The following is a 20,835-nucleotide window of genomic DNA, read 5'->3' on the forward strand; positions in this document are numbered from 1 at the left end:
GGGTCCGTCAACGCCGTTTCAAAGGCCGCCGTATCACTCAGCTCTGATTCCGGGTACTAGGGTAGCCTCTCTGTCCCGACATCGCTACGGCCCTTCGGATTCCGACCAGCTTGGGTTGTAGGCGATAACAGCTTTGGCGTCGCTGTCAGGGCGCTTCGGAGATCTTCCGCAGCGCCCATCAGCACGTATCGCGTGCGGAGCTAGAAGAACACCGCTGTGGACGCCGAGAAATTCAGAGCATGTCCCGTCTGTGGCGTGTATGTAATGCTTGTCGGGTGATCAATATAGGACACTCCCAGGTTGAGATATATTCCGGGTGCAAGATGCGCGGTATATGTTCCTGAGATCGCTTTGCTGTCGCGGTGTACGAGACTCCCTTTGGCCGCGGCAGCAGCCACTGCAAAGTTGCTCCAGACAGTATCAGTGGCAACGATAGCAATTTGATCCTTGGGCCGACTGTCAAAGAGTCCCTTTGCATACACGCGAAGCTCATAATACTGGCTGACCTTGTTTCGGTCAGGTGGGGCGCCCATGACTGAGAATCCACCATAGATGCCACGAGATGCCGTGCCCTGGACATCAGTCTGCCAGAGTTGCCTGTCCGCTGCGACGTAGTAGAAGCTATTCTGATCGACTCTTGGTTGTGTGGGATTCGCCAAGTTGACGTAGTGGCTATTGTTGAAACCAACGCCCGACCGTAGCCACGTGTCGGGTGAGCCAGCAGCAGCTTTGGTCCGATACCCAGCTTCATCGAGCAGAAGTAGCCCCGCGTTGGGCGTGCTCCAATCTAAGCCGGTGGGATTTTGGGTTACTTGTGTAAATTGACCGTCTGGACTGAGAGAGCGCTGAATCGTGGCTCTGTTATACAAGCGCTCGTCAAAGTTGTATTTCAGGTCGATAGCTGGCGTCGGCGCAGGGTTATTGCTCATGCCCCCTTGATACAAAATATTGGATGAGGGCCCGAAAACGTTTGCTCCTGCGTTTCCTCCGACCAATGTGCCTGCGAACTCATTCTGATTTGCGAGATAGCCCAACTTGAGTTCGACTTTCCTGTCGAAGAAAGTCTGATAATAGGCCATTGTACTGATTCCCCATCTATCTGGGCCCCCAGGTTGCCATGTCCAGGATTGCTGCTCGGTCCCTACGATGATCTGACCATCGGGAATCCCAAATCGGCTGAGATCATAGGTCACCCACAAGTAATTCACGGTGTTAAAAGTGGGATTCTGGCCGTTATACAGTTGATTGGCGATGGTGCTTCTGGCCGCATTCGGCAGAAGATTGTTTGCGAAGCTGTTTTGTGTCCAGCCAACGTAGCCGATCCCGACGTCTGCCAGCGCAGATCTAAAGCCTCCTTTATCCTGATCTACCGTATCGGCGGGACCAGGTATGCTGACCCACATACCTTTTATGCGAAGGTTTTCGAATTTTGCGAATGGGGCGATCTCCTTGGTTTTGCTTCTAGCAACTTTATCCGCGCTCCCGCTTTTCGGGTTCGGGGTGTTGATATTTTGCGCCAGCGCCGAGCTGCCAACGAGACTTGCTGCTCGTTTTTCACGGCGGTCTCCGAATTTTGCCGCCGAGGCGGTCCGCTTTTGAACTGTCCTTTTAGCAACCTCATCCGCAGTGTCGCTTTTTGGGCTAGCCACGTTAGCAGCTTGCGCCAGCGCCGAGCCACCGACGAGACTCGCGGCTAGGGACAATGCGACAACAATCCCTCTTTGTCTTGTACTTGGTCGAACGCTGAAAACAGACGCTGTCGATGGACGCGCCGAGTTTAGCGATTTCATCTGACAACCTCGCCGAACGTGCACGGTTGCAACATCGGTGTTCTTTCTCTCAAGTCGCATAACGCCCCTCCGATAACAACGAAGATTTTGACAGGTGAGGCATCGCATTCCGACCGCAACAGAGGAATGAAGGACATCGAGTAATTAGATGTGAACTCCTGCAGTATTCGATGGTTGGTGGTGCTCCCCGCGGGAGAAAGAGATGCTGTGACACGAAGTACTATTGCTCAATGTATCGCCTTCCAGTTGGTCTATGCACCGACGCGGCAGCGTCCAACTTTCGACTATTTTGGCTCTGACCCAGAGCGCGGTGCGTGCCCCAGCAAGCGGACCAGTTTTTTCTGAAGATCGAAGCCTACGAGGGCCGCCTGTCGGAATCCATCTGCTCTCAAAGTTTGGGATGACTGTTGGAGCAAGCTGATACGCTTCTGGTGCTCCTCGAACACGCGAAGAGACGTCAATTTCTTTTTGACTCCATCAACCGAGCCGTTTGCTTTGTAGCCGCCGAATTGGCAGCATCTCACAGGGGGGTGGAGATGGCAGCGATGTCGGCGCCAAGGTCGCGGCGCTGATGGCCAAGCGCTCGCGCGCGCAAGCTGATCGTGCCCAGCTGGAAGGCCGTGGCGAGACGCAACTGTCGCTGACCGATCCGAACGCCCGGCTTCTGGTCAAGGGCGGTCAGGGAGTGGCAGGCTACAACGTGCAGGCCGTTGTCGACGACAAGCACAAGCTCATTGTCGCAAGCGAGGTCGGCCAGCTTCATGCGATGGCCAAGGCGGCAAAAGACGCCCTTCAAGCCGAGCCGCAGGTTCTGGCCGATGAGGGCTATTACAGCAGCCAATCAGCACCGAGGCCCTCTTCCGCCACAGTCATGCTCCGTTGGCAAGCGATCTCCCACCAGGGCGGTCACCGCAGCGAGCGACGGCTCTTCCTCCTCTGGCATGCCTTACCGCTATCGCTCCTTGGATGCATTGACATCGAGTTATTCGATGCATGTCATCCGGCTGCGGCAATTCGAGTTTTGAAGTGCTCATACATCGCCGTATGTTGGCCAAAGTTTTCACGCTGTCGAAGTAGTGCCTATGGCTTCCGTCATGATCAAAAGTATCGAGAAGAGTTGCGGCTCGACGTCTCTCTTGCGTGGCGTTTCATCGTCGATAGCAGACGGTGAGTTCCTTGCGTCCTTGAGCGATCGGGTGTGGATGTCGAAGCTGCCGCATATCCTGGTAGCCTGCCACATGCGGCATGCTTGGTCTCGATCAACGGCGGCCCGGCCGTTTCGTGACATCAGTGGCGCATTATCACTGCGCCCTTCGCGGAGGAGCTGGAGGTGCGGACGGAGACAGGCGCCATGGTAGGGGAGCTATATGAGCCAAAAAGGCCGAGTATCGACCGACATCGATTTGTTTGCCCGAGGCTTTGCGCGTGAAACATATGAAAACTGATCTCCGCTTCCTCATTGCTAGCTTTGATGGCTTGCGCCCGGACCTCATTGGCCCGAAGCTGACTCCCAACCTTTGTCGCCTGAAGGCGGCCGGGGTGACGCTTGCCAACCACCGCACCGTCTATCCGAGCGAGACCCGCTCAGCCTTTCCGAGCCTCGTCACGGGGGCGACTACCGTTCGTCACGGCATGGTCGGGAACGCATATGTCGACCGCTCCGTAAGGCCGCCACGTTTCATCGATACTTCCGACGCAGTTCTGCTGCGCCGGCTCGATCTCGATAGCGGCGGCCGGCTTTATTCGGCGCCCTCGCTGGGCGAGATACTGGGGGCAAGCGGACGAAGCCTCGCCGTTCTCGCTACCAATACGCCAGGAACGACCCGCCTCTTCCACCATAAGGCTGAGGATTTCGGCCATGTGCGCCTCTCTGGCCATTTCCGTGAAGCCTGTACGCCGGACGACGTCCTCGCCGAGATCGAGGCGCGGGTCGGGCCTTTGCCGCCGGCGCCGCCGAACACCGAGCCCGACATCATTGGCCAGGACTGGATCACGACGGCGTTCCTCGACGTCGTCTGGCCGCAATCTCGGCCAGACGTTACAGTTCTTTCCTACGGCGAGCCGGACTTTACCTCCCACTTTCACGGAACGGGAGCGGAGGCAACCCGGTCCATCATAACCCATTGCGACCGTCAGTTCGGTCGTGTGGTCGACTGGTGGGAGGCCGAGGGCCGAGGGGCAGGAGTGCAGATCCTTGCGATCTCAGACCATGGCCACATCACGGGCCATAGTTGCATCTCTGTGGCCGACTACCTGCGTAGAGCCGGATTCAGTCCTGGCATCGGACCCGCGCCCAATGTTGATGTAGTAGTAGTACCTGGCCAAGTTGGCGCTCTCTATCTCGCCGATCCGGATGAGGCGAAGGTCGCGCGCTTGGTTGCGACCATTACGTCCGAGCCATGGTGTGGGCCAGTGTTCACGCGCGCAAAGGACGATGTAAGTGGTATCGCCCCGGGAAGCCTCTCAAACCACCTTGTGTTTGCCGATCATGCCCGCGCGCCGGACGTCACCTTTGCTTTCCGTGCCGACGATACTATCGATCCCTTCGGTCTCGTAGGGGGCACCTTCTATGACAATGATCGCCAGGCTGGGCTTGGCCTTCACGGTGGCTTGCATCCGAAGGAGCTTGCGGCGGTCGGCATCGTCGCGGGGGCCGCCTTTGCGTCAGACAGTTCTGCTTCGAGAATCCCCTCTGGTATCTGCGATTTCGCGCCGACCATCTTACATCTGCTCGGGCTTGCCGCGCCACCAAACATGTCTGGTCGAGTTCTCAACGAGATCATCCGAACCGCAACGCCTTCAGAGCAGACTGTCCGCGGAGAGACTTTCGAGGCGCGATTGGGGAGCTATCGGCAGGTTCTCCGACGCGTAGCGGTAGGCGGCACCAGTTACGTGGAGAGCGGAATTGCAGAAAGCTGATGACAATGGCAGCAGACTAGCTTGTAGCACGCCAATCGGAGACGACGGTCTCAGATCAATCGTCCAACGGCATTAGAAACAAGTCGAAAGAGCTGCCAGAGATTCCCGATCAGCGACCGGCAAACAGGAACTTCTGTAAATGAAAGAACATCCGCTATTCAATCTCGACCGGAACCTGCCGCCTCAGCCTGTCGAATTCCGCGACGCATTGCATTCGACTTTGCTTCAAATTGCCCATAGCGAGCGCTTGGATGATGTAATGCGCCATCATCGCTATGGGGAGAATGAAACCGACCAACTTGCGGGTAACAAGTGGCTTGCTGGCAGATTCGGCGACATTGATCTAAATGGTCGGATCGTCCTAACGAATGGTGCGAAAAATGGTGTCCTTCTTCTGCTTTCGTTACTGGCAGACCCAGGCGATACCATCGTCACAGAAGAGCTCAGCGCGCTTGCTGCTTGGGAGATCCCACGGCTGCTGGGGATACGCGTCATCGGAACACCGATCGATGCTGAAGGAATAGTGCCAGAGACTTTCGAGCAGATCTGCAAACTTCATGCTCCGAAAGCTCTGTTTACGGTGCCAACCCTACACAATCCGACGACGCACGTCCTTGGCCTAGGCAGACGGCAAAGCATTTCTCGCATTGCCGAGAATTTTGGGATGACAATTATCGAGGACGATATTTGCGGCATGTTAGCACCGGAGGCTCCGCCGCCGTTTGCTTGCATCACCCCCTCAAATGCCTGGTATGTTACCGGCGTTGGAAAGACTTTAAGCCCAGGATTTCGTCTCGGCTACATTGTAGCGCCTAATTCCCAAGGTGCTCGCGACTTCATAAGGCGATTTAGATCGACAACAACATGGATTCCATCTCCAGTATCGGCTGAAATCATTGCGCACTGGATCACTGATGGAACAGCAAAGCGGGTGCTTGCGACCGTGCGCGAGGAAGTGGTCGCGCGGCAATTCATCGCTACAAGGTTGCTTAACGAGTTCGACATCGTCACCAAGCCTTGGGCATTAAATATCTGGCTTCGCCTTCCGATGTATCGGACCGCGTCCGATCTTCTGCTTGCTGCGCGTCGTGAAGGCATTTGCCTCGGCGCTGCATCAATCTTTAGTGCAACGCCAGACCGCCCAACGAACTCAGTACGTATATGCCTAGGCGGTCCTTCGTCACGCGAAGAGCTGGAGACAGCCCTTCAAACACTCTCAAGCTTAATCTGATCTTTTCCAATGGCGAAACGTCACCATGCGTCACGCACTCCTTATTACTAGTATTTTCGTTGGCCTGTCTGGTGCGGCTTCACCGGCCAATGCCCAACATGTCATCCGCGTCACGGCTGCTCCGGCGGCGTGGACGCCAATGTTTCAAGAACTCGCGGCGCAATTTAAAAAGCAGCATCCGGAAATCACGGTCAAGATTGAAGCGCAGAATCGGGATTTTGAATCTTTGACTGAGCAAACATTGCGCCAGGCTATTACGGGAGATCTGCCTGATATAACTCTCACCGGCAGTAATCAGATTAGAGTGTTCGTCGAGCGCGGTTACGCCGTCGATCTCGGTCAGTTCATGTCGACGGATCGGGAATGGCGGGATGTAAGCTATAGTTCCGCAGCAGCGGATACCGGGCGCATTGACGGGCATGAATATGGTTTAACTCTGGCCGCATCGATGCCGGTGATCCTCTACAACAAGAACTTGCTCGCAAAGGCTGGCGCTGATCCTGAAGCATTTCCGAGTGAGTGGCCAGAAATTATCAATCTGGGCAGGAAAATTACCGCCATCGATCAGGACGACATGGGGTTGTTCTTCGACCATGAGTCAAATGGAAATTGGACGTACTTGGCTCTCCTCGAAAGCGCTGGAGGGCAAATGGCGACGCCATCAAACGACGTCGCCTTTGCTAGCAAGCAAGGGTTGTGGGCTCTGGAGCTAATTCGACAAATCGGTGAAGCCGGCCAAGCGCGCGCGGATATGTCGCGAGATCAAGCCCGTCAGGCCTTCACTGCCGGCAAACTGGGAGCTCTCGTCACTGCCAGCTCGGGCATTGGAGTATTCCAAAAGCAGATTGGCGGACGTTTTCCACTAGGCGTTGCCCCATTTCCGCTTCCGTCACCCGATGGTCGCCTGCCCGTTGCAGGCTTGAGTGCGGTGTTGTTCTCGAAAGATCCGGCAAAGGCCGAGGCAGCATGGAAGTTCTTGAAATTCGCCATGATGCCATCGGCTCAGGCGATGATCGTGAAGAGTACCGGAATGATTCCTTTCAACGAGAAGGTAATCAACGACCCAGACTCGCTTGGAGGCTTTTACTCGTCCGAGCCTTTGTTCGCGGTCGCATTGCTTAATCGCGATCGGGTGACAAGCTGGTATTCATTCCCAGGACCAAATTCAATCAAGATCTTCAATACCATCAAGGACATCCTGCGAAAGGTAATGACGCTCAAGGCGACCCCTGAACAAGCGATGCAAGAAATGAAATCAAGGGTGGCGGCAGCATTGGCTCGGTAACTCAAATCCGAAGGAGAAACCGTGACAACGATAAGAATCCTCTGCACTCATGATTTTTATGGGGCCTACTCTCCGATTCCAACTTCATTCGGCAGTCTGCCCGGCGGGCGGGCTCTACGGCGTGAAGTGTCTAGGCTTCGGGACGGTCGCCCGTCAATTTGGGCCGATAGCGGTGATTTCATCCAAGGCGGTCCGCTTGAATGGCTGACTCTAGGTCGAGAAGGCTTTCACGCATCATGCGAACTCGGATTGGATGTGTCGGCCGCAGGAAACCATGACTTCGACTACGGCAAAGACTTTCTCGAGAATGTTGCGCAAGACCTCAACTACCCGTTGCTGTGTGCAAATGCCGAGGTGTCGCTGCGCAAAGCCACGATTTTGCCGACCAGCGCGGGCGATGTTGGGTTCATTGGTCTGACGTCGTCAAGCTTGCTCGCATCAAGCAACTATAGGGTTGATCGGCGCCATCCCCTTCCGGTCCAAGCGGTCGAACCAAACGTACCCCTGATAGCGAGTGAGCTAAAGCGAGCCGGCGCTCGCGTCGTCGTAGTGCTCCTACATGATGGAATAGATTGGGGCTTTAATGGCGACATGTATGAATCTCGGCCGCAGCGGCTGTTTGCCAGAATTCAAGAATGGGAGAAGGCCGTCGATCTCATTATTGGCGGCGATACGCTCGGCCGATATTATGGCTCGATTGGGCGCATGAAATTCGTGCAGCCGTGGCCATTTGGCGCGGAGATAGCGCTGGTCGATTTTGATTTCAGCAGCAGCGATGTTTGCACCAAAGTGGCCGCCGTGGCTGTCACAGGCTCGGAGGAATGGGACGGCTTCGGGGCGCACCTGATCAATGAGGCTAAGCATGACGTCCTTGGTACGCTGCCTTGCTCACTCGCTGCATATTCGGGCGGAAAGGCACCTTTAGCAGCTTTTATGGCGGAATGTATTTTCGCGACAACAGCTGCAGATCTCAGCATTGCCTACGTTGCATGTGGACAGCCCGCGTTGGACGGAATTTTCGCGTCTCTGGGAGCCGGCTCTGTGTCGCGGCTTCAGGTCGCACAATTAACTCCTTGGACCACTCACGAAATCTGCACCAGCGAAGTGACTCAAGCTGAAGCAAGTAAGTTGTGCAGCTTGACGAACACTGATCGTCCTCACCGCTCTCGGGCGTGGGCCATGCATAAAGCCCGATCGAGTAGTGACATTCTTTCGATTGCCACTACCAGCGGAGCGGCAACACACGTCATTACTGAGACGGTTGGCAGAGAGCTCAAGTGGAAACAGTCCGGAGAGACGATTTTCGAGGGGGTGCGTACGGTGCTTGGACGTGCGGATCGCAACCGGATACTAGCTCAATATCGAGTGTGATCATCGCAGCATTGCGCGCGTCCTTTTTTGGCTCGGCCGTTGGGTTAAGGACGCAGAAGCTACTCGTGATCTGATTCCGGTTGCCGAGGCGACACCATGAACTTGCGCACGGGACAGCGGTTTCGGCGTTGGCCGAGGATAGTAATGCTCAAAGATCGACATTGCTTTCCCTGAGTTGGGACACGATGGTGCAGTGTGGACCGACGTGACCTATATCAAATACCTCGCCGTAGGTTCTAAAGCCTGCGCGTGAATAGAGTCCCAGCACGGACACTCGCGCGAGCCCCCACACGAAGGAGCACTCGCGTGCCCTCAGCAGCGAAATGATTGCTTCTACAAGGGCGCTTCCTACGCCTCGTCCGCGATAGTCCGGATAGACGGCGAATCCACGAAGCCTCCAGCAACGAGCAACTTCCTTGTGGGGAAATGGCTCTGGTCCAGCCGACAAAACTCCGATCAAGGACTCGTCTGAGTATGCGCCCAAATGAATCGCGTCTGGATGTAAATCCCCCCGAGAGATCGTTTCCTCTGGCGTTTGATGCGGCCTCAAAATATGATGTCGCACGAGGACGACATTAGCGAGTCTGGTTTCCCTGATGTTGAAGAACATCGGCAAGCTCCCCTGGAATATTGCTTGTTGAATGCTGTTCTCACTGTCCTCGGAAATTGACGTATCGCTTTGATGTTTACGGGGCCACGAGCCCTAAAGTACCTCTCGTCGAACTCCCGAGGGGTACTCTTTGACGACTGGGTTTCGTGGTGCGGAGCTTTCTCCGAGCAATTGATGGGCAATAACATGCCATTCTCTTGCGTCGCACGATGGGCTCAACCAAGTTAACGAGTTGGAGCCATGATGCTTCGCCGTATCGCGGTAGCCAAGGGAGTACGCAATCTATTGGCCTGATGCTCAGAAGCATTTCCACCCCGGCGCGCTCGGCGATCGCGCGCCGGAGAGTCCATCATGTGCTCCCATGAAGAAGGGACGATCGCGGTTTGAGCAGATTTGACTGCGCAGAGTTCCCAAAAGTGATAATTCAGCACATCGATCAGGGCCGTTGCCGAAAACACCTTGTGATTGTTCTTGCATGTCGAATCCTTGCAGGTGCGTTTGACCGGCTCGACTTTCATCAACGGTGACATGCCTCGAGTACCTGGATCAATTACTAGGTGTGGTAGTTGACCGGGTCGCAAATTCTTGCGTCTCGCTGTAGCTTGTGCTTGCGCATAAGTTGCAGACGTCAGACAATTACAGGATGTTCGATCATTGCTTGGGAACTTCAAAAATGCCCGCGCGTTCGACAGCCGGCAAAGCGTCGCTCAGGACGTTTTGCTCTGCCCGGCATTGAGCCCGACATCTTGACTTACTCCTGGCGAAGCGGAGCATCGTCCAGTCCAAATCGAGTGAAAGGGTTCTGTGCCTCGTGAACGCTGCGGTCGTTCACCGTTGGCTGCGCCACCGCTCTCGCCGCATTGCGGTCGCCTTGAAGCTAAAGAAGGGGCAACTGACGGTCCTTCACTCTGCTTGGGGAAGCGGATGGCGTGCCGATCGCCGTTGGCAGGCCCATTTTCCAGATCGCACTGGCACTGCGCCAGAGAGGGTGATGGCCAATGGAAGTACATGTCCGAGTATCGCAGGCTATGGTGCACAATCTGGTCAGGTAGCTCTAATGAAATGCTTCTGTACGAGCTGTCCGATTGAATTCGGTATCCTACTAACTCGCTCGCTACCGCATGGTCTCAGCCACGCCGGTCTCGGGGATAGATGAAAAAGCGCTTTTCCGAGCTGATCTCAATACGCTGCTGTTCTCCATTCGGAATGATCTTTTGTCTCGCCCATGGCGATAGAGAGGTAAATTTTCCGCAGTTCGGTTGTTACCGCACCCGGCTTGCCAGAACCGACCGAGATCCGGTCAACGGAAGTCACGGGAGCTATCTCGGCGCCGGTGCCGCAGTAAAATACCTCATCCGCAAGAAGCAATTCGGTTCGGTCCACGTCGCGCTCAACTGTCTTCAGGTGCAGATATTCCTCCGCTATCTCAATTACGGTTCGTCTTGTGATAGACTCCAATATGTCATTGCTCCCACTTGGAGTCACCAGGTGTCCATGTCGAAGAAGGAACACGCACATCGCTGGCGCTTCAGCAAGTTTGCCTCTCGAATTTAGGAGAAACGCAACGTCATACCCATCGAGCTTGGCTTGCATGAGTGCCAGTCGGGAGTTGTGATAGTTCGCATTGCATTTGATCCGTGCCGGCATGGCACTGTCCGGCATTCGCATCCAGGAGCTGATTTGAGCAGATGCACCTCTACCAACCTGTCTCGTTGTTACACGGGGAAGGGCAGTAATGGCGGTTCCAACAGGTCCGGTTGCACTCATCTCTCCCAACCCATCGACGAAAGCCATCATCCGAATGTGAACGGTGGTGCAGAATTGGTTTGCGCGACAAAGAGCGATAAGAGCTTGCATCAATTCCCGGCTAGATGGACCCTCATCGAACCGCATCGCCTTCTGCGAGAAGGCGTACCTTTCCAAATGCTCGTCAAGCCGGAACAGGAAAAGCTGTTCCTCACATTCATTCCAATACCCCCGTATTCCCTCAAAGACGCCGATGCCGTACTTTGCGACGGGTGAAAATACATGAACCCTAGCATCATTCCACGGTACTATCTTTCCATTCAAACATGCGAACTCTGCGGATGGCATTCTGGGATCTCCTGCCATGTTACAGCCGTGACTGGAGTAAACCTGCAATTCTGAAGAGTCCCTCTCGTAAGTCTGAGTGTCTTGCAGGCGCGACCAAGGAGAGACGAATGTTGCTTTTGACTTCAGTTCCTGGAACTGCGAAAACATTAGGATGACGAAGGGTCACGCCTGCCTTGGCAGCCGCATTGACAAAGTCTTCAATTGTCCACGCATGCGGCAAATCCAGCCATACATGCAAAGAAGAGTTGTTGGTGTGCATACCCTTCAATGGCCCAAGAATCTCTTGGGCAATCGCCTGCCGCAACCCTACTTCAACCGAAATGCTTCGGGCGATCTCCTCCGCGGCTCCCGTTTCAATCAAATTCGTAATGAGCGCCGCCGATAATCCGGGGACAAACCATGTCGAGACACTTGGAATGCAAGCCAGAAGTTGCGCAAGCTTGTCTGCGTTTGGAGCAACGAGATATGCGGCTCGAAGCCCGATTCCCAAACATTTCGACACAGTCATCATATACCAGGTGAGCTCAGGTGCTATCGTCGCAATAGGAGGGGGTGCATGCTTGGTGATAAACCCGTGGACGTCGTCCTCAATGAGAGCCACACCATACCTGCGAGCGACGTCGGCGATACTTTGGCGGCGCTCGGTGGACATGATCGACGTCGTCGGATTGTGGTTGGTTGGGTTTGTATACGCAACGGCAACCCTGTGCGACCTGCAAATCTCCTCCAGCGCATCTGCCCGCAGTCCATCGCTATCTATATCGACCGGCAAGACCGATACGCCTGCCAGCATCGCAAGCTGTCCGATTGCAGCATATGTTAGCTTCTCCGCCGCGATTACAGACCCTTTAGGGACCAGGCGAGAGAACAGTATCATGAGAATGTTTTGAGTGCCGCCCGTCAGAAGTAGGCGTGGCGGGTCAGGCGCGGAGCCAAGGCGCCTCCCGAGCCATTGAGCCGCAACTGCTTTATCCTGTGTGCTTCCATGAAAGCGATGCCGCTGTACTATGCCTGACAATTCCGGAAGAGCTGCGATTTGACCCAGTCCTTCGATAATATATTCACGAAAACTAGGCACGTCCGGCGCCATTGTCCGCGTCATATCGATTGGCGAGTTTGCGTCGGCCAGCTGCTTTATATTGTTCAATACCTTCGGCATCCGTCTATCCTTTTTCGGTGGCGTGTGCTGGCTTTCAGGCAGCGCGCTATTTCGGAGTAGAGTCTGCCGCATTTGATGTGCGGCTTGTTCCTCGCGATATTGGCTCGCGTTATGCATTCGAGTCTCGAGAGTACGGGGTTGCGAATTTCATCACTCCTGCGCTCTGTCGTAGCTAGACGCCGTATCCGTCAGTGCGACATGGGCAATCATCAAAGCAGAAAATGATGGAGATCATCCCTTGCCTGACTTGACGGCTGTAGTCGCAGGTCGTCTTTCAGAATAAAGAGCGTAAACGGATGCCGCGATGATCACGCCGACACCGGTCAATGTTTGGTGCTGGGGCATTCTGCCGAATACTATGATGTCTATCAAAACCGCAAACCCAAGCTGAAGATAGTCTGATGAGGTGACGGCGGTGATCTCGCCAACCCGAAATCCGACAAAAGCCAGGCTTTGTGCGAGCACAGACATCAGAGCCGCAAGAATGAGAAATAACCACTCTACAGGGGTCGGAGTCTGCCAGGCAGACAGCGCTGGTATCAGCAGCGCAGCACCAACACCGAAAGCTTGGTAGGTCAGCACGGTCGCCAGCGTTTCCTGCTCGGAAAGCTTTCGCACGATGACGAAAGTGAGGCCAACGGTCGCGGCGGAACACAGCCCCAGTACTGTGTACAAATTTACACCCATTGCAGAAGGGCGCGCAATAATAAGTATTCCAATGAAGCCGAGACAAAGACTGAACCAGCGCCGCGGTGTGATCATTTCGTGTAAAATGATGAAGGCGAAAATAGCGACAAAAAACGTCCGGGAAAAACTCAAAGCGATCGCGTCGGAGAGTTGCAAATGGACAATCGCGGTAAATCCGCTGAGCGTTGCCACAATCGACAAGAGAATTCGTAGCAGCTGGAGCCCCATATTTGTTGTTGAGAATGCAACGAAACGGTTCTTCAGCAGTGTCGGGAGCATGAGGGCCATCATAACGGCCTGCCGCACGAATAGTATTTCCAACACGTGGAGTCGCGCACCGGCGATCTTGATCATTGTGGTCATGATGGCTAATGCAAGAGCTGAGAAAGCAATCAAGAATAGGCCTCGCACATTTGGCGGAAACGTTCTCCAGGTAACTGCGAGAGTTCTGATCATCATCACTGGTCCCCAGACCACCATCGACATTTCAGATCTGGAGCTATTCTGTCTTCCGTGTACAGTTGTCTGCATTCTTTGGCTGATCACGTTGTGACGGATCATCACCCGGAAGTCAGGCAGCCTGAAAGGTCCACGCCCTGGTGAGCCAAGTGGTCTCGATAGAGTCTTGCTTTGGGATCAGATGGGCGATTTCACTGACGATGTGGTGCCACATCTCGGCTGAGACTTGGCTTGGAATGTCGTGACTTGCTTTCCAACTTGCGAGGAGGCGCTCGGGCGAAAATACCTGTTTATGACTAGCCTCTATGTAGAGGTATTCATTGAAGCGACCGTTGGTGTCGACGTTTTCCATAAGCTCAGCAACGGAGCTTCCTGTTCGCTTCAGATCTCCGACCATTTGCCTTGCAGTCGCTTCGATAGAGCGCTGTAGAGCGTCTCTCTTGAGGTGTCGCACGTTCCAAATGATGGTTAGGAACCCACCAGGTACAAGAATTCGACTTGTCTCTTTGAACATTGCTGAGGGTTGAACGAACTGATACGCGTTTCCGAGCAGTACCCAGGCGGCTGACCGGGGCGGCAAATTAGCCTTTTCAGCCGTTCCCTCGATCCATTCGAACCGCGTGTCATCAGGGGCCAACGAGCGCGCCACTGCTCGCATCTCCCTGTTCGGCTCGACGGCAAAGCCGTGAATATCCTTCTCAATGAACGATCTTAGCAAATTGCCAGTCCCGGCGCCGAGCTCGACAATCCGCACGGCGTCAAACTGAGCGCGTACCGTTCTTAGAAGAGAGGAAAGAACAACGTGCGAATAGGGGGGATTCTGACCATAATCAGCTGCGCTGAGGGAGAAATCTCCCCAACGAACTGTTGGCTGAGCCGCAACTTTTCTCATACAAATTCTCCTCCGCAGAACCGCGGTGTTAGTTGAAAGTCATGGCCCGGCTAACGAGAATGGCGGATGAAACTGCGCTGAAGGCGGTGATGACCAAATACATCGCGCGCCTAGGGGCAGGCACTCTTATTGAGCTCACGTGCAGGCAGGTCAGCAAGAAAAACGAAATCATGACCGCCGGATTGAAGACTTCCGCAGGAAACCACTGCCTTGTCACGAAAAAGATGGCGAGAAGCGGCACGTCGTAGGAAAGTGGAATGCCGGTAAAGTAGCCGCCCCTCAGGCCGAAGCGACTAAAGTAGCTAAGCCGCAAAGCCCCGGCGCAAATCATCAAGATGCCTAGCGAAGTTGCGACCAGGGCTCCTTCTCCGAGCGCTATGATCACGGCAGCTGGGATCACTGCCCCATAGATCACGTCGCCGAGGCCATCAAGACATTTACCGATTTCTGCCACGTCTGAACCCCGGTTTGGAGTTCTCTTCGCAACAATCCCGTCCAACTGATCTGCCAACATCGACCATAGGCCAATCGCTACGGCCATTTCTAGTCGGCCAGTAAGCACCGCATGCAGCGCAAGTCCCGAAAACAGGATTCCGAGGATTGTGATGGCGTTGGCTGGGTCGAGGAGATATCGAAGCATCTGATCCTCGCAGCTATTCCGCTGTAGCGATGACAGACGTCGGTTCTGTCCGGTTCGCGAACATGCTCTCCGCGATCCGCAGATCGTCGGTGCTATCGATCTCGTACCACCTGAGATCGTCGCATCGCACCGCAGCAAGCTGCAGCCCGCGTCGTTCAACCAAGTAGGAAAGGAGTTCCTCCGTGTATGCCCGCGTTGCACCGGAGCCGATGATGTCGTCGAGCGCGGGAACGATCGTGGACCTGAGAGTCGGAGCTGCGAACCGCAACAAGTTCATAGTCTTGAAGAGGCGCGGGCCGTCCTCAAGCAGGCTTGCCGCGGTTTGTTTCATTCGGAATCCCGAAATGAAGCCGCCATCCGACAACAGAGCTGCCGACCCTTCCATCAATGCATTGAAGGGGGCTACTGCAGCGGCATCTGTCGCTTTGGCCATCATCAGGTAACGCAGAGCATCCTCCTCGAAAAAGACGTCTCCTTCGAGAAGATAGCAGTCTCCGGAAAGCAGGGCATCGCGCGCAAGCCACAGCGAGTAAGCACTACCGGTGCGGTCAAAGATTGTGGACTCGACATAGTTGATCTCAAGCCTGCCGAAGCGGCTGCCGCAGGCATATTGAATGGCGTCCTTGCGGTAGCCAACGACGATCGTCACCTCTTCGACACCGACTGCCTCCAGGTTTCGAAGGGCGTTGTGAAGGATCGGTGTGCCGTTGACTTCGACGAGGGGTTTTGGCCGAAGACCTGTCAGGGGTCGCAGGCGAGAGCCAATGCCGGCGGCGAGAATGACGGCGTTCTTGGGAGCATTGGTGGTCAATCGAGTCCCCTCCATCGTCGCGTGATATCGTGTCGTCATTCTCACGGCGTTGAGGACTTTGACGAACTGCCTCAGGCCGGTTTCATAAGCGCTCTCCGCCGATCGAAAATGTCGCTTATGGCTGCTGCTGTGGCGAGAGGTCTTCTCCAGAGTCCTTGGAGAGGGACCCCTCAACTCAAGAAAGACAAATCATCGTCCGCGTCGGCCTCTCGCGGAGGGAGAAGCGAGGTGGTAGCTCTCCGTCGGTGACTGAGTGGCCTATTGCGAGAAGATCGGGCGAGATATCGCGATGCACACGTCGGCCGCGTAGGAGTGCTCCCACCACTGATGTCCAGTATCAGGAGCACAAACCAATGCTTCCGCGGTAAGTGCAGCGGAGCATGACGGTAGAGAAAATGGTTGCATGGCGGTAGTCCTTAGAACGAGAGTTACCGTGTGAATGAAAAGTTACTGCCGTAGGCGATGAGGAAGATATCGGGCTTCCGCATTAGCGAGCTCGTCATACTTAAACAGCTCAAGGACTTCGTCGAGCGTCGCAATATTGGGCTCAATGCTCGCAGTGTTCTCCTCAGCGATGATGCGACGGCAGACATGCTGCATTGCCGCTATTGCAGCCCGCATGGAATGGTTGGCCCAAATCACGGTGGAGATGCGAGCCCTACGATACGTAGAGACCGGTGTTCGATAATATTTCGTTGGAACGATTACGACCGGCAACCTGTTCTGCCAGGCGCGCACGAACGAAAGGATCTCGTCCGCGGTGCTCCGCCGCGAGTGAATGAGGATCGCGTCGGCTCCCGCGTCGGCATAAGCATGAGCGCGCAATAGTGCTTCGTCCATTCCATGGCCGGCGATCAACGCCTCGATCCGGGCCACGAGGACCAAGTCGTCCGCGGCTGTGTCCTTCACCGCACGCAAGCGGCCTGAGAATTCATCGATATCGGCGAGAGGGTGTCGGTCGCCAACAAGCGAGTTCATCTTCGGAAAGCAGCTGTCCTCAAGCGCGACGCCCGCAGCGCCACGTTGACGGAGCTTGCTGGCAAGGAGGCGCGCATTGTTGAAATTGCCGAAGCCGCCATCCCCGTCAACCAGGACAGGCAGTTGGGTCGCGTCCACAATCCGCTCGACCGCGGCGACGAGTTGGCTCCATGACGCTTCGCTAGCATCGCGGTAGCCCAGAGAGCTGGCAATCGACAGACCCGACGCCCAGAGACCGTTGAAACCTGCGCGCTCGGCGATCGCGGCGGAGAGGCCGTCATGCGCCTCCATGAGGAACGAGAGTGCGCCGCTTGAGCAGACCTGAGCGCGCAGCATTTCGGCAAGTGAGGAATCAGCAATTCGACCAGGGCCGTTAGCGAGGACAGATTGTGATTGGTCTTGCATGCCAATTCCTTATGCGTGGACCGGCCGACGTTCATCACTCGTAGTGACACGTTTCTGTCATCTCGATCAATTGCGAGAGTTGGTAGTTGATCGGACCACAAGAATGTTGCGTCTCGCTATCGATGCTTAGGAAGCATAGCTAAGTGCAAATGACCACAAGATCTTAGGAGAGTGAAAACCGTACGATGCCCGGTCCGTGCACCGATCGAGTGACCGTCGCGTCGTTGATTGTAACCCTTCGGGCGTTTTTAAGATTGGGCGATGTCCGCGAAGCCTCTTTCTGGGGCCTCGGACTGTTAAGCTTTCGGAACGCGAATTCCAGTTGGACAAATATCGTGATTTTCCGCAAACGTATACGACCGCTTGTCAGCGATGCGCTGGCGCAACAAAGTAGCGCCGCGGTCCATGCCTGTTGTGAAGATCACCCGTGACTACGAGGACTTTGGACCATCACCGAGGAGGGCCGGAAAGTTCCTTGCGCCCCTCGTGCAGCTGGATCGAGCTGTCGCGAGCGGCACACGGGTAGTCCGGAAGCCTGCGCAAACGGTCTCAAACGAGCTGACGCCTTTTCTTGCGGCGCCGCCGCGACGCGTCAGGCACCGTAAGCGTCGTGCCTGAAAACCGATTGAGGGCGCGGGAGGTGGACTCAGGCTGGTAGTGCGACTCTTGCCGCGGACCTTGATGGCTGCGAAACTCTTGGTTAGATCGCAAGCGTTCACTTTGGAGTTAGTGCGGTGGCAACGGGTATTGTGAAGTGGTTCAATCCGAACAAAGGGTATGGCTTCATCAGGCCGGACGATGGAGGGCCCGACGTTTTCGTGCATACCCGTGCGGTTGAAAAGGCTGGCCACACTGGTCTTGCGGAGGGAGCCCGGGTAAGTTACGAGCTGAAGGCCGGTCGTACGGGCAGGATGTCCGCCGAAAATCTCCGGATTGGCTAATCTGACACGTGCTCTGAGGAATGCCAGGTTTGTCGGCGTGTTTTAGTTTGGCAGGTTTTCCCGCGTTGCGTTATTCGGGCACATTGACTCTTTCCCTTCTGCGAGTCGGATCAGGCTAGCGGACCGTCTCTCTGCTATTCCAATGCGCGGCTGAGGATCGGACATTCCTGGAGGATTGCCGCCGGGTCTACTCGGCGGCAATGCGGACGGCATATGCCAACGCGACCGATCCGGATGGATCGGCTCGGGATCGGGTGAAGTCCCGGTTCGCTGGCGGCGTTCTTGACGCATGGGCGCTACACTGTGCCACTCTGAAAGGGAAAGGAGCTGCGCAAGCGCACCTTGAACTACTGGGCGCGCAACTACCTTGTTTCGATGCTCCATCGCGAAGCTAATTTCGCCGACGTCACAGTCGTTGAGGTGCGCGGCGGCACTTTGCCGTTGGTCCCGATGCCGTTCCGTTGCGCTAGGCCAGAATCCCAAGGACCGGGGCAGTACATGCTTTGGGAGATTGTCCACTAAGCGACCTCTAGAGTCTTTTCGTAATCGCTCAAGCTGCTTTGCGGATTGCGGCATTGGCTATCCTGACGGCCTCGGCCTCAATAGCAGCCTCTGGCGAGAGCTTTTCGTTTTGGACCAGCCATTTGGCAACGGTGGTCCAGTCCCATAGCGGGCTGTCCGAAGTAACTCGCGCAACTGGCGATGGGAATTTCTTGCTTCCCTGGCCCTTTGAGTAGTGAGTCATTGCCGCGCGCGTCATACCCGTGCGTGCGGCAATATCGGAGACTCGCAGGTGGATCAGGCTCAACTCTCTCCACTTTAGCCCCGGCCTTCTCAACATTGTGAACGGCCGATATAATCGCTTTGCTGATAGACTCAGCCTCACGAGCAAAGTCCACGAGTATGTGGCCCTCTTGAAAAGAGATGGTCTCGTCACCGCAGCCAGCATCATAGAAGCACTTCTCGAAATCCTCGGTTTCCGGATTTGATCACCACGCAACAGCAAACATCGCGTGGTGCGAGAAACTATGGAAAGTGATTATCTTCACGCGACAAAAAAGAGTTCGTCTTGGGCTCGCGCATCCGAAATATTTCTGAGAGAATTAGGTGTGAGACAATGACGCATGACCAGGGCCGCTTGTGCGCAGCAACTTGTTCGACAACATGAGTGGATCAGTGATGCAGAACGTTTCGATGATGTGTTTGTGTCCTTTCGGTGAGTCGGCCTAAACGCTCCGACGTGAACGGCGCTGGGATCTCTTCAGCTCTTCCAAGCCAATACCTTGATTACTCGCTCGTCTCGAGCGGCGTGATTGCGTGATGTTGCCTGCCTCAAGTCCTCGCTCGTCTGAATGCAGGCGCAATTCTTGAGGGAACAATGCGACGATCGCCAACAACAATCCGATCAAATTCGCTTACCTGAGAGTAGGTCTAAATTCGCGAGTCCGTTCGCTAGTTGGCAGTCAGCCGCGCTCACTTTCGAGCTTCTGGCTATCCTTTCAGCCAGGAGCGACACGAACATTTATCGCCTCCAAGAGACGTGATTTGAAGCGTCATCTAAGGTTCACTATGGGGGTGTATCAACGCGTGGTTGTATGTTGCGGAAGCTTCGCTGCCCGAAGCTGCCAGGTAGGTTAAGGTTGGAGGAGGATGTGACATGGTGACCACGCGTGAAGTGTCTGTCGACGACGCCACAACGGTGGCCCAGATGGTTGGCGCCCTACTTGCCGAACTTGGGGCTGGCCACGTGCAGGCCAAGCTGGATACCCAGCTAGTTGCCGACCTGCTCGCCATGAAAGAGCGCATCTCAGGGTTTCTCGCTTGCGCCGAGAAACGCCCTGTGGGCATCATCATGTTGTCGGAAAGCGCGTCCCTATTTGCGCACGGAACCTACGGCATTATCACCGAACTCTACGTTGTACCGGATCAGCGATCGTCTGGGGTCGCGATGCGCCTCATTGAGGCCGCCGTAGGCCTCGGGACGGTAAAAGGCTGGAGCCAGCTTGAAGTGGGGGCGCCCAAGCAACCGGTGTGGAGCCGGAGCCCCAATTCAGCCTTGTACTTGAAGGCGGGCTTTGCAGAGATCGGCCCACGCCTCAAGTTGCCGTTGCACGGTCTAGCTAGCTCACGAGCCCAAGGTAACAACCTTGTGGGCCGATCGCGGTTAGATCCTCGGCGACGACATGCACCATGCCGCCGCATCCCGGAATCGCCTGCTGCAAGATTTGCATGAGCATCGTGGCGCAGTTAACGACGTTGCGGTCACGCAAATACAGCGCACATTCCAAAATGGGTCGCTTACGATCGGCAATAGTAGAATATTGCGACTCTCGGGAGAACCTATCAAACCGAGGTATCGTCGGCATCTTCGCCTCGGGCGAATTCAGAGATCTCGCAAGCGAAAAAGATCCGTCCCCCTGGGGGGCGGCCTGAGAGGACAGGGCTGACGCACCGAAAAATGCTCAGCCCATCAAGAAAGCAAGGGTTAACTCCGATTCGCTGTGAGCTATGCGGGAATCTGGGTGATGACGGAATGAGATAGGCGGCGTATCGAGGCGGGTGT

General features: G+C 55.4%; 17 protein-coding genes. 7 read left to right on the forward strand and 10 right to left on the reverse strand.

The annotated features are described in order from the left end of the window. Positions 1-200: 200 nt before the first annotated feature. Entirely contained in the window at positions 201-1,790 is a 1,590-nt protein-coding gene (locus ACFFWD_RS16810) for a carbohydrate porin (protein WP_376967011.1), read from the reverse strand. 571 nt (positions 1,791-2,361) lie between these two features. Between ACFFWD_RS16810 and ACFFWD_RS16815 the strand changes: the two genes are divergently transcribed. From ACFFWD_RS16815 to ACFFWD_RS16835, 5 genes are all read left to right on the forward strand, one after another. Further along, positions 2,362-2,961 (forward strand): hypothetical protein, encoded by a 600-nt coding sequence (locus ACFFWD_RS16815; protein WP_376967013.1) that lies wholly within the window; start codon positions 2,362-2,364, stop codon positions 2,959-2,961. 263 nt (positions 2,962-3,224) lie between these two features. Beyond that, positions 3,225-4,709, forward strand: coding sequence for an alkaline phosphatase family protein (locus tag ACFFWD_RS16820; protein WP_376967040.1), 1,485 nt, complete (start codon positions 3,225-3,227; stop codon positions 4,707-4,709). A 139-nt stretch (positions 4,710-4,848) separates the two neighbouring features. Further along, a complete protein-coding gene (locus tag ACFFWD_RS16825; RefSeq protein WP_376967015.1) occupies positions 4,849-5,940 on the forward strand; it encodes an aminotransferase-like domain-containing protein in 1,092 nt (363 codons plus the stop codon). 25 nt (positions 5,941-5,965) lie between these two features. Next, positions 5,966-7,225 carry an extracellular solute-binding protein gene (locus ACFFWD_RS16830; RefSeq protein WP_376967017.1) on the forward strand — a complete coding sequence of 420 codons (1,260 nt, stop codon included), beginning with the start codon at positions 5,966-5,968 and terminating at the stop codon, positions 7,223-7,225. Positions 7,226-7,474: 249 nt separating this feature from the next. Continuing rightward, positions 7,475-8,596: a bifunctional UDP-sugar hydrolase/5'-nucleotidase gene (locus tag ACFFWD_RS16835; protein ID WP_376967019.1), complete on the forward strand. Its 1,122-nt coding sequence runs from the start codon at positions 7,475-7,477 to the stop codon at positions 8,594-8,596. Positions 8,597-8,744: 148 nt separating this feature from the next. On the opposite strand, the gene ACFFWD_RS16840 is transcribed toward ACFFWD_RS16835, so the two are convergent. The 8 genes from ACFFWD_RS16840 to aepX all read right to left on the reverse strand — a co-directional run bounded on the left by ACFFWD_RS16840 (position 8,745) and on the right by aepX (position 17,262). Then, positions 8,745-9,206: a GNAT family N-acetyltransferase gene (locus tag ACFFWD_RS16840; RefSeq protein WP_376967021.1), complete on the reverse strand. Its 462-nt coding sequence runs from the start codon at positions 9,204-9,206 to the stop codon at positions 8,745-8,747. A 1,179-nt stretch (positions 9,207-10,385) separates the two neighbouring features. Continuing rightward, entirely contained in the window at positions 10,386-11,300 is a 915-nt protein-coding gene (ilvE, locus tag ACFFWD_RS16845; RefSeq protein ID WP_376967023.1) for a branched-chain-amino-acid transaminase, read from the reverse strand. 19 nt (positions 11,301-11,319) lie between these two features. Further along, entirely contained in the window at positions 11,320-12,459 is a 1,140-nt protein-coding gene (locus tag ACFFWD_RS16850; RefSeq protein WP_376967025.1) for an aminotransferase-like domain-containing protein, read from the reverse strand. Between the two features lie 231 nt (positions 12,460-12,690). Then, a complete protein-coding gene (locus tag ACFFWD_RS16855) occupies positions 12,691-13,542 on the reverse strand; it encodes a DMT family transporter (RefSeq protein WP_376967027.1) in 852 nt (283 codons plus the stop codon). 175 nt (positions 13,543-13,717) lie between these two features. After that, on the reverse strand, positions 13,718-14,497 hold the full coding sequence (locus tag ACFFWD_RS16860; RefSeq protein WP_376967029.1) for a class I SAM-dependent methyltransferase: 780 nt from the start codon (positions 14,495-14,497) through the stop codon (positions 13,718-13,720). Between the two features lie 28 nt (positions 14,498-14,525). After that, positions 14,526-15,137: a CDP-alcohol phosphatidyltransferase family protein gene (locus tag ACFFWD_RS16865; protein WP_376967031.1), complete on the reverse strand. Its 612-nt coding sequence runs from the start codon at positions 15,135-15,137 to the stop codon at positions 14,526-14,528. Positions 15,138-15,150: 13 nt separating this feature from the next. Next, positions 15,151-15,948, reverse strand: coding sequence for a phosphocholine cytidylyltransferase family protein (locus ACFFWD_RS16870; protein WP_376967033.1), 798 nt, complete (start codon positions 15,946-15,948; stop codon positions 15,151-15,153). 447 nt (positions 15,949-16,395) lie between these two features. Then, positions 16,396-17,262, reverse strand: a complete 867-nt coding sequence (aepX, locus tag ACFFWD_RS16875) for a phosphoenolpyruvate mutase (RefSeq protein WP_376967042.1) — start codon at positions 17,260-17,262, stop codon at positions 16,396-16,398. An 803-nt stretch (positions 17,263-18,065) separates the two neighbouring features. On the opposite strand from aepX, the gene ACFFWD_RS16880 reads away from it, so the two are divergent. Next, positions 18,066-18,272 carry a cold-shock protein gene (locus tag ACFFWD_RS16880; RefSeq protein ID WP_376967035.1) on the forward strand — a complete coding sequence of 69 codons (207 nt, stop codon included), beginning with the start codon at positions 18,066-18,068 and terminating at the stop codon, positions 18,270-18,272. A gap of 550 nt (positions 18,273-18,822) precedes the next feature. Here the strand turns inward: ACFFWD_RS16880 and ACFFWD_RS16885 are convergent. Further along, complete coding sequence (locus ACFFWD_RS16885; RefSeq protein WP_376967036.1) at positions 18,823-19,080, reverse strand: hypothetical protein; 258 nt, start codon at positions 19,078-19,080, stop codon at positions 18,823-18,825. Positions 19,081-19,929: 849 nt separating this feature from the next. On the opposite strand from ACFFWD_RS16885, the gene ACFFWD_RS16890 reads away from it, so the two are divergent. Beyond that, a complete protein-coding gene (locus ACFFWD_RS16890) occupies positions 19,930-20,505 on the forward strand; it encodes a GNAT family N-acetyltransferase (protein ID WP_376967038.1) in 576 nt (191 codons plus the stop codon). The last annotated feature ends 330 nt before the right edge of the window (positions 20,506-20,835 follow it).

It is taken from the genome of Bradyrhizobium erythrophlei, from assembly GCF_042430365.1.
In the GTDB taxonomy this organism is placed as follows: Bacteria; Pseudomonadota; Alphaproteobacteria; order Rhizobiales; family Xanthobacteraceae; genus Bradyrhizobium; species Bradyrhizobium erythrophlei.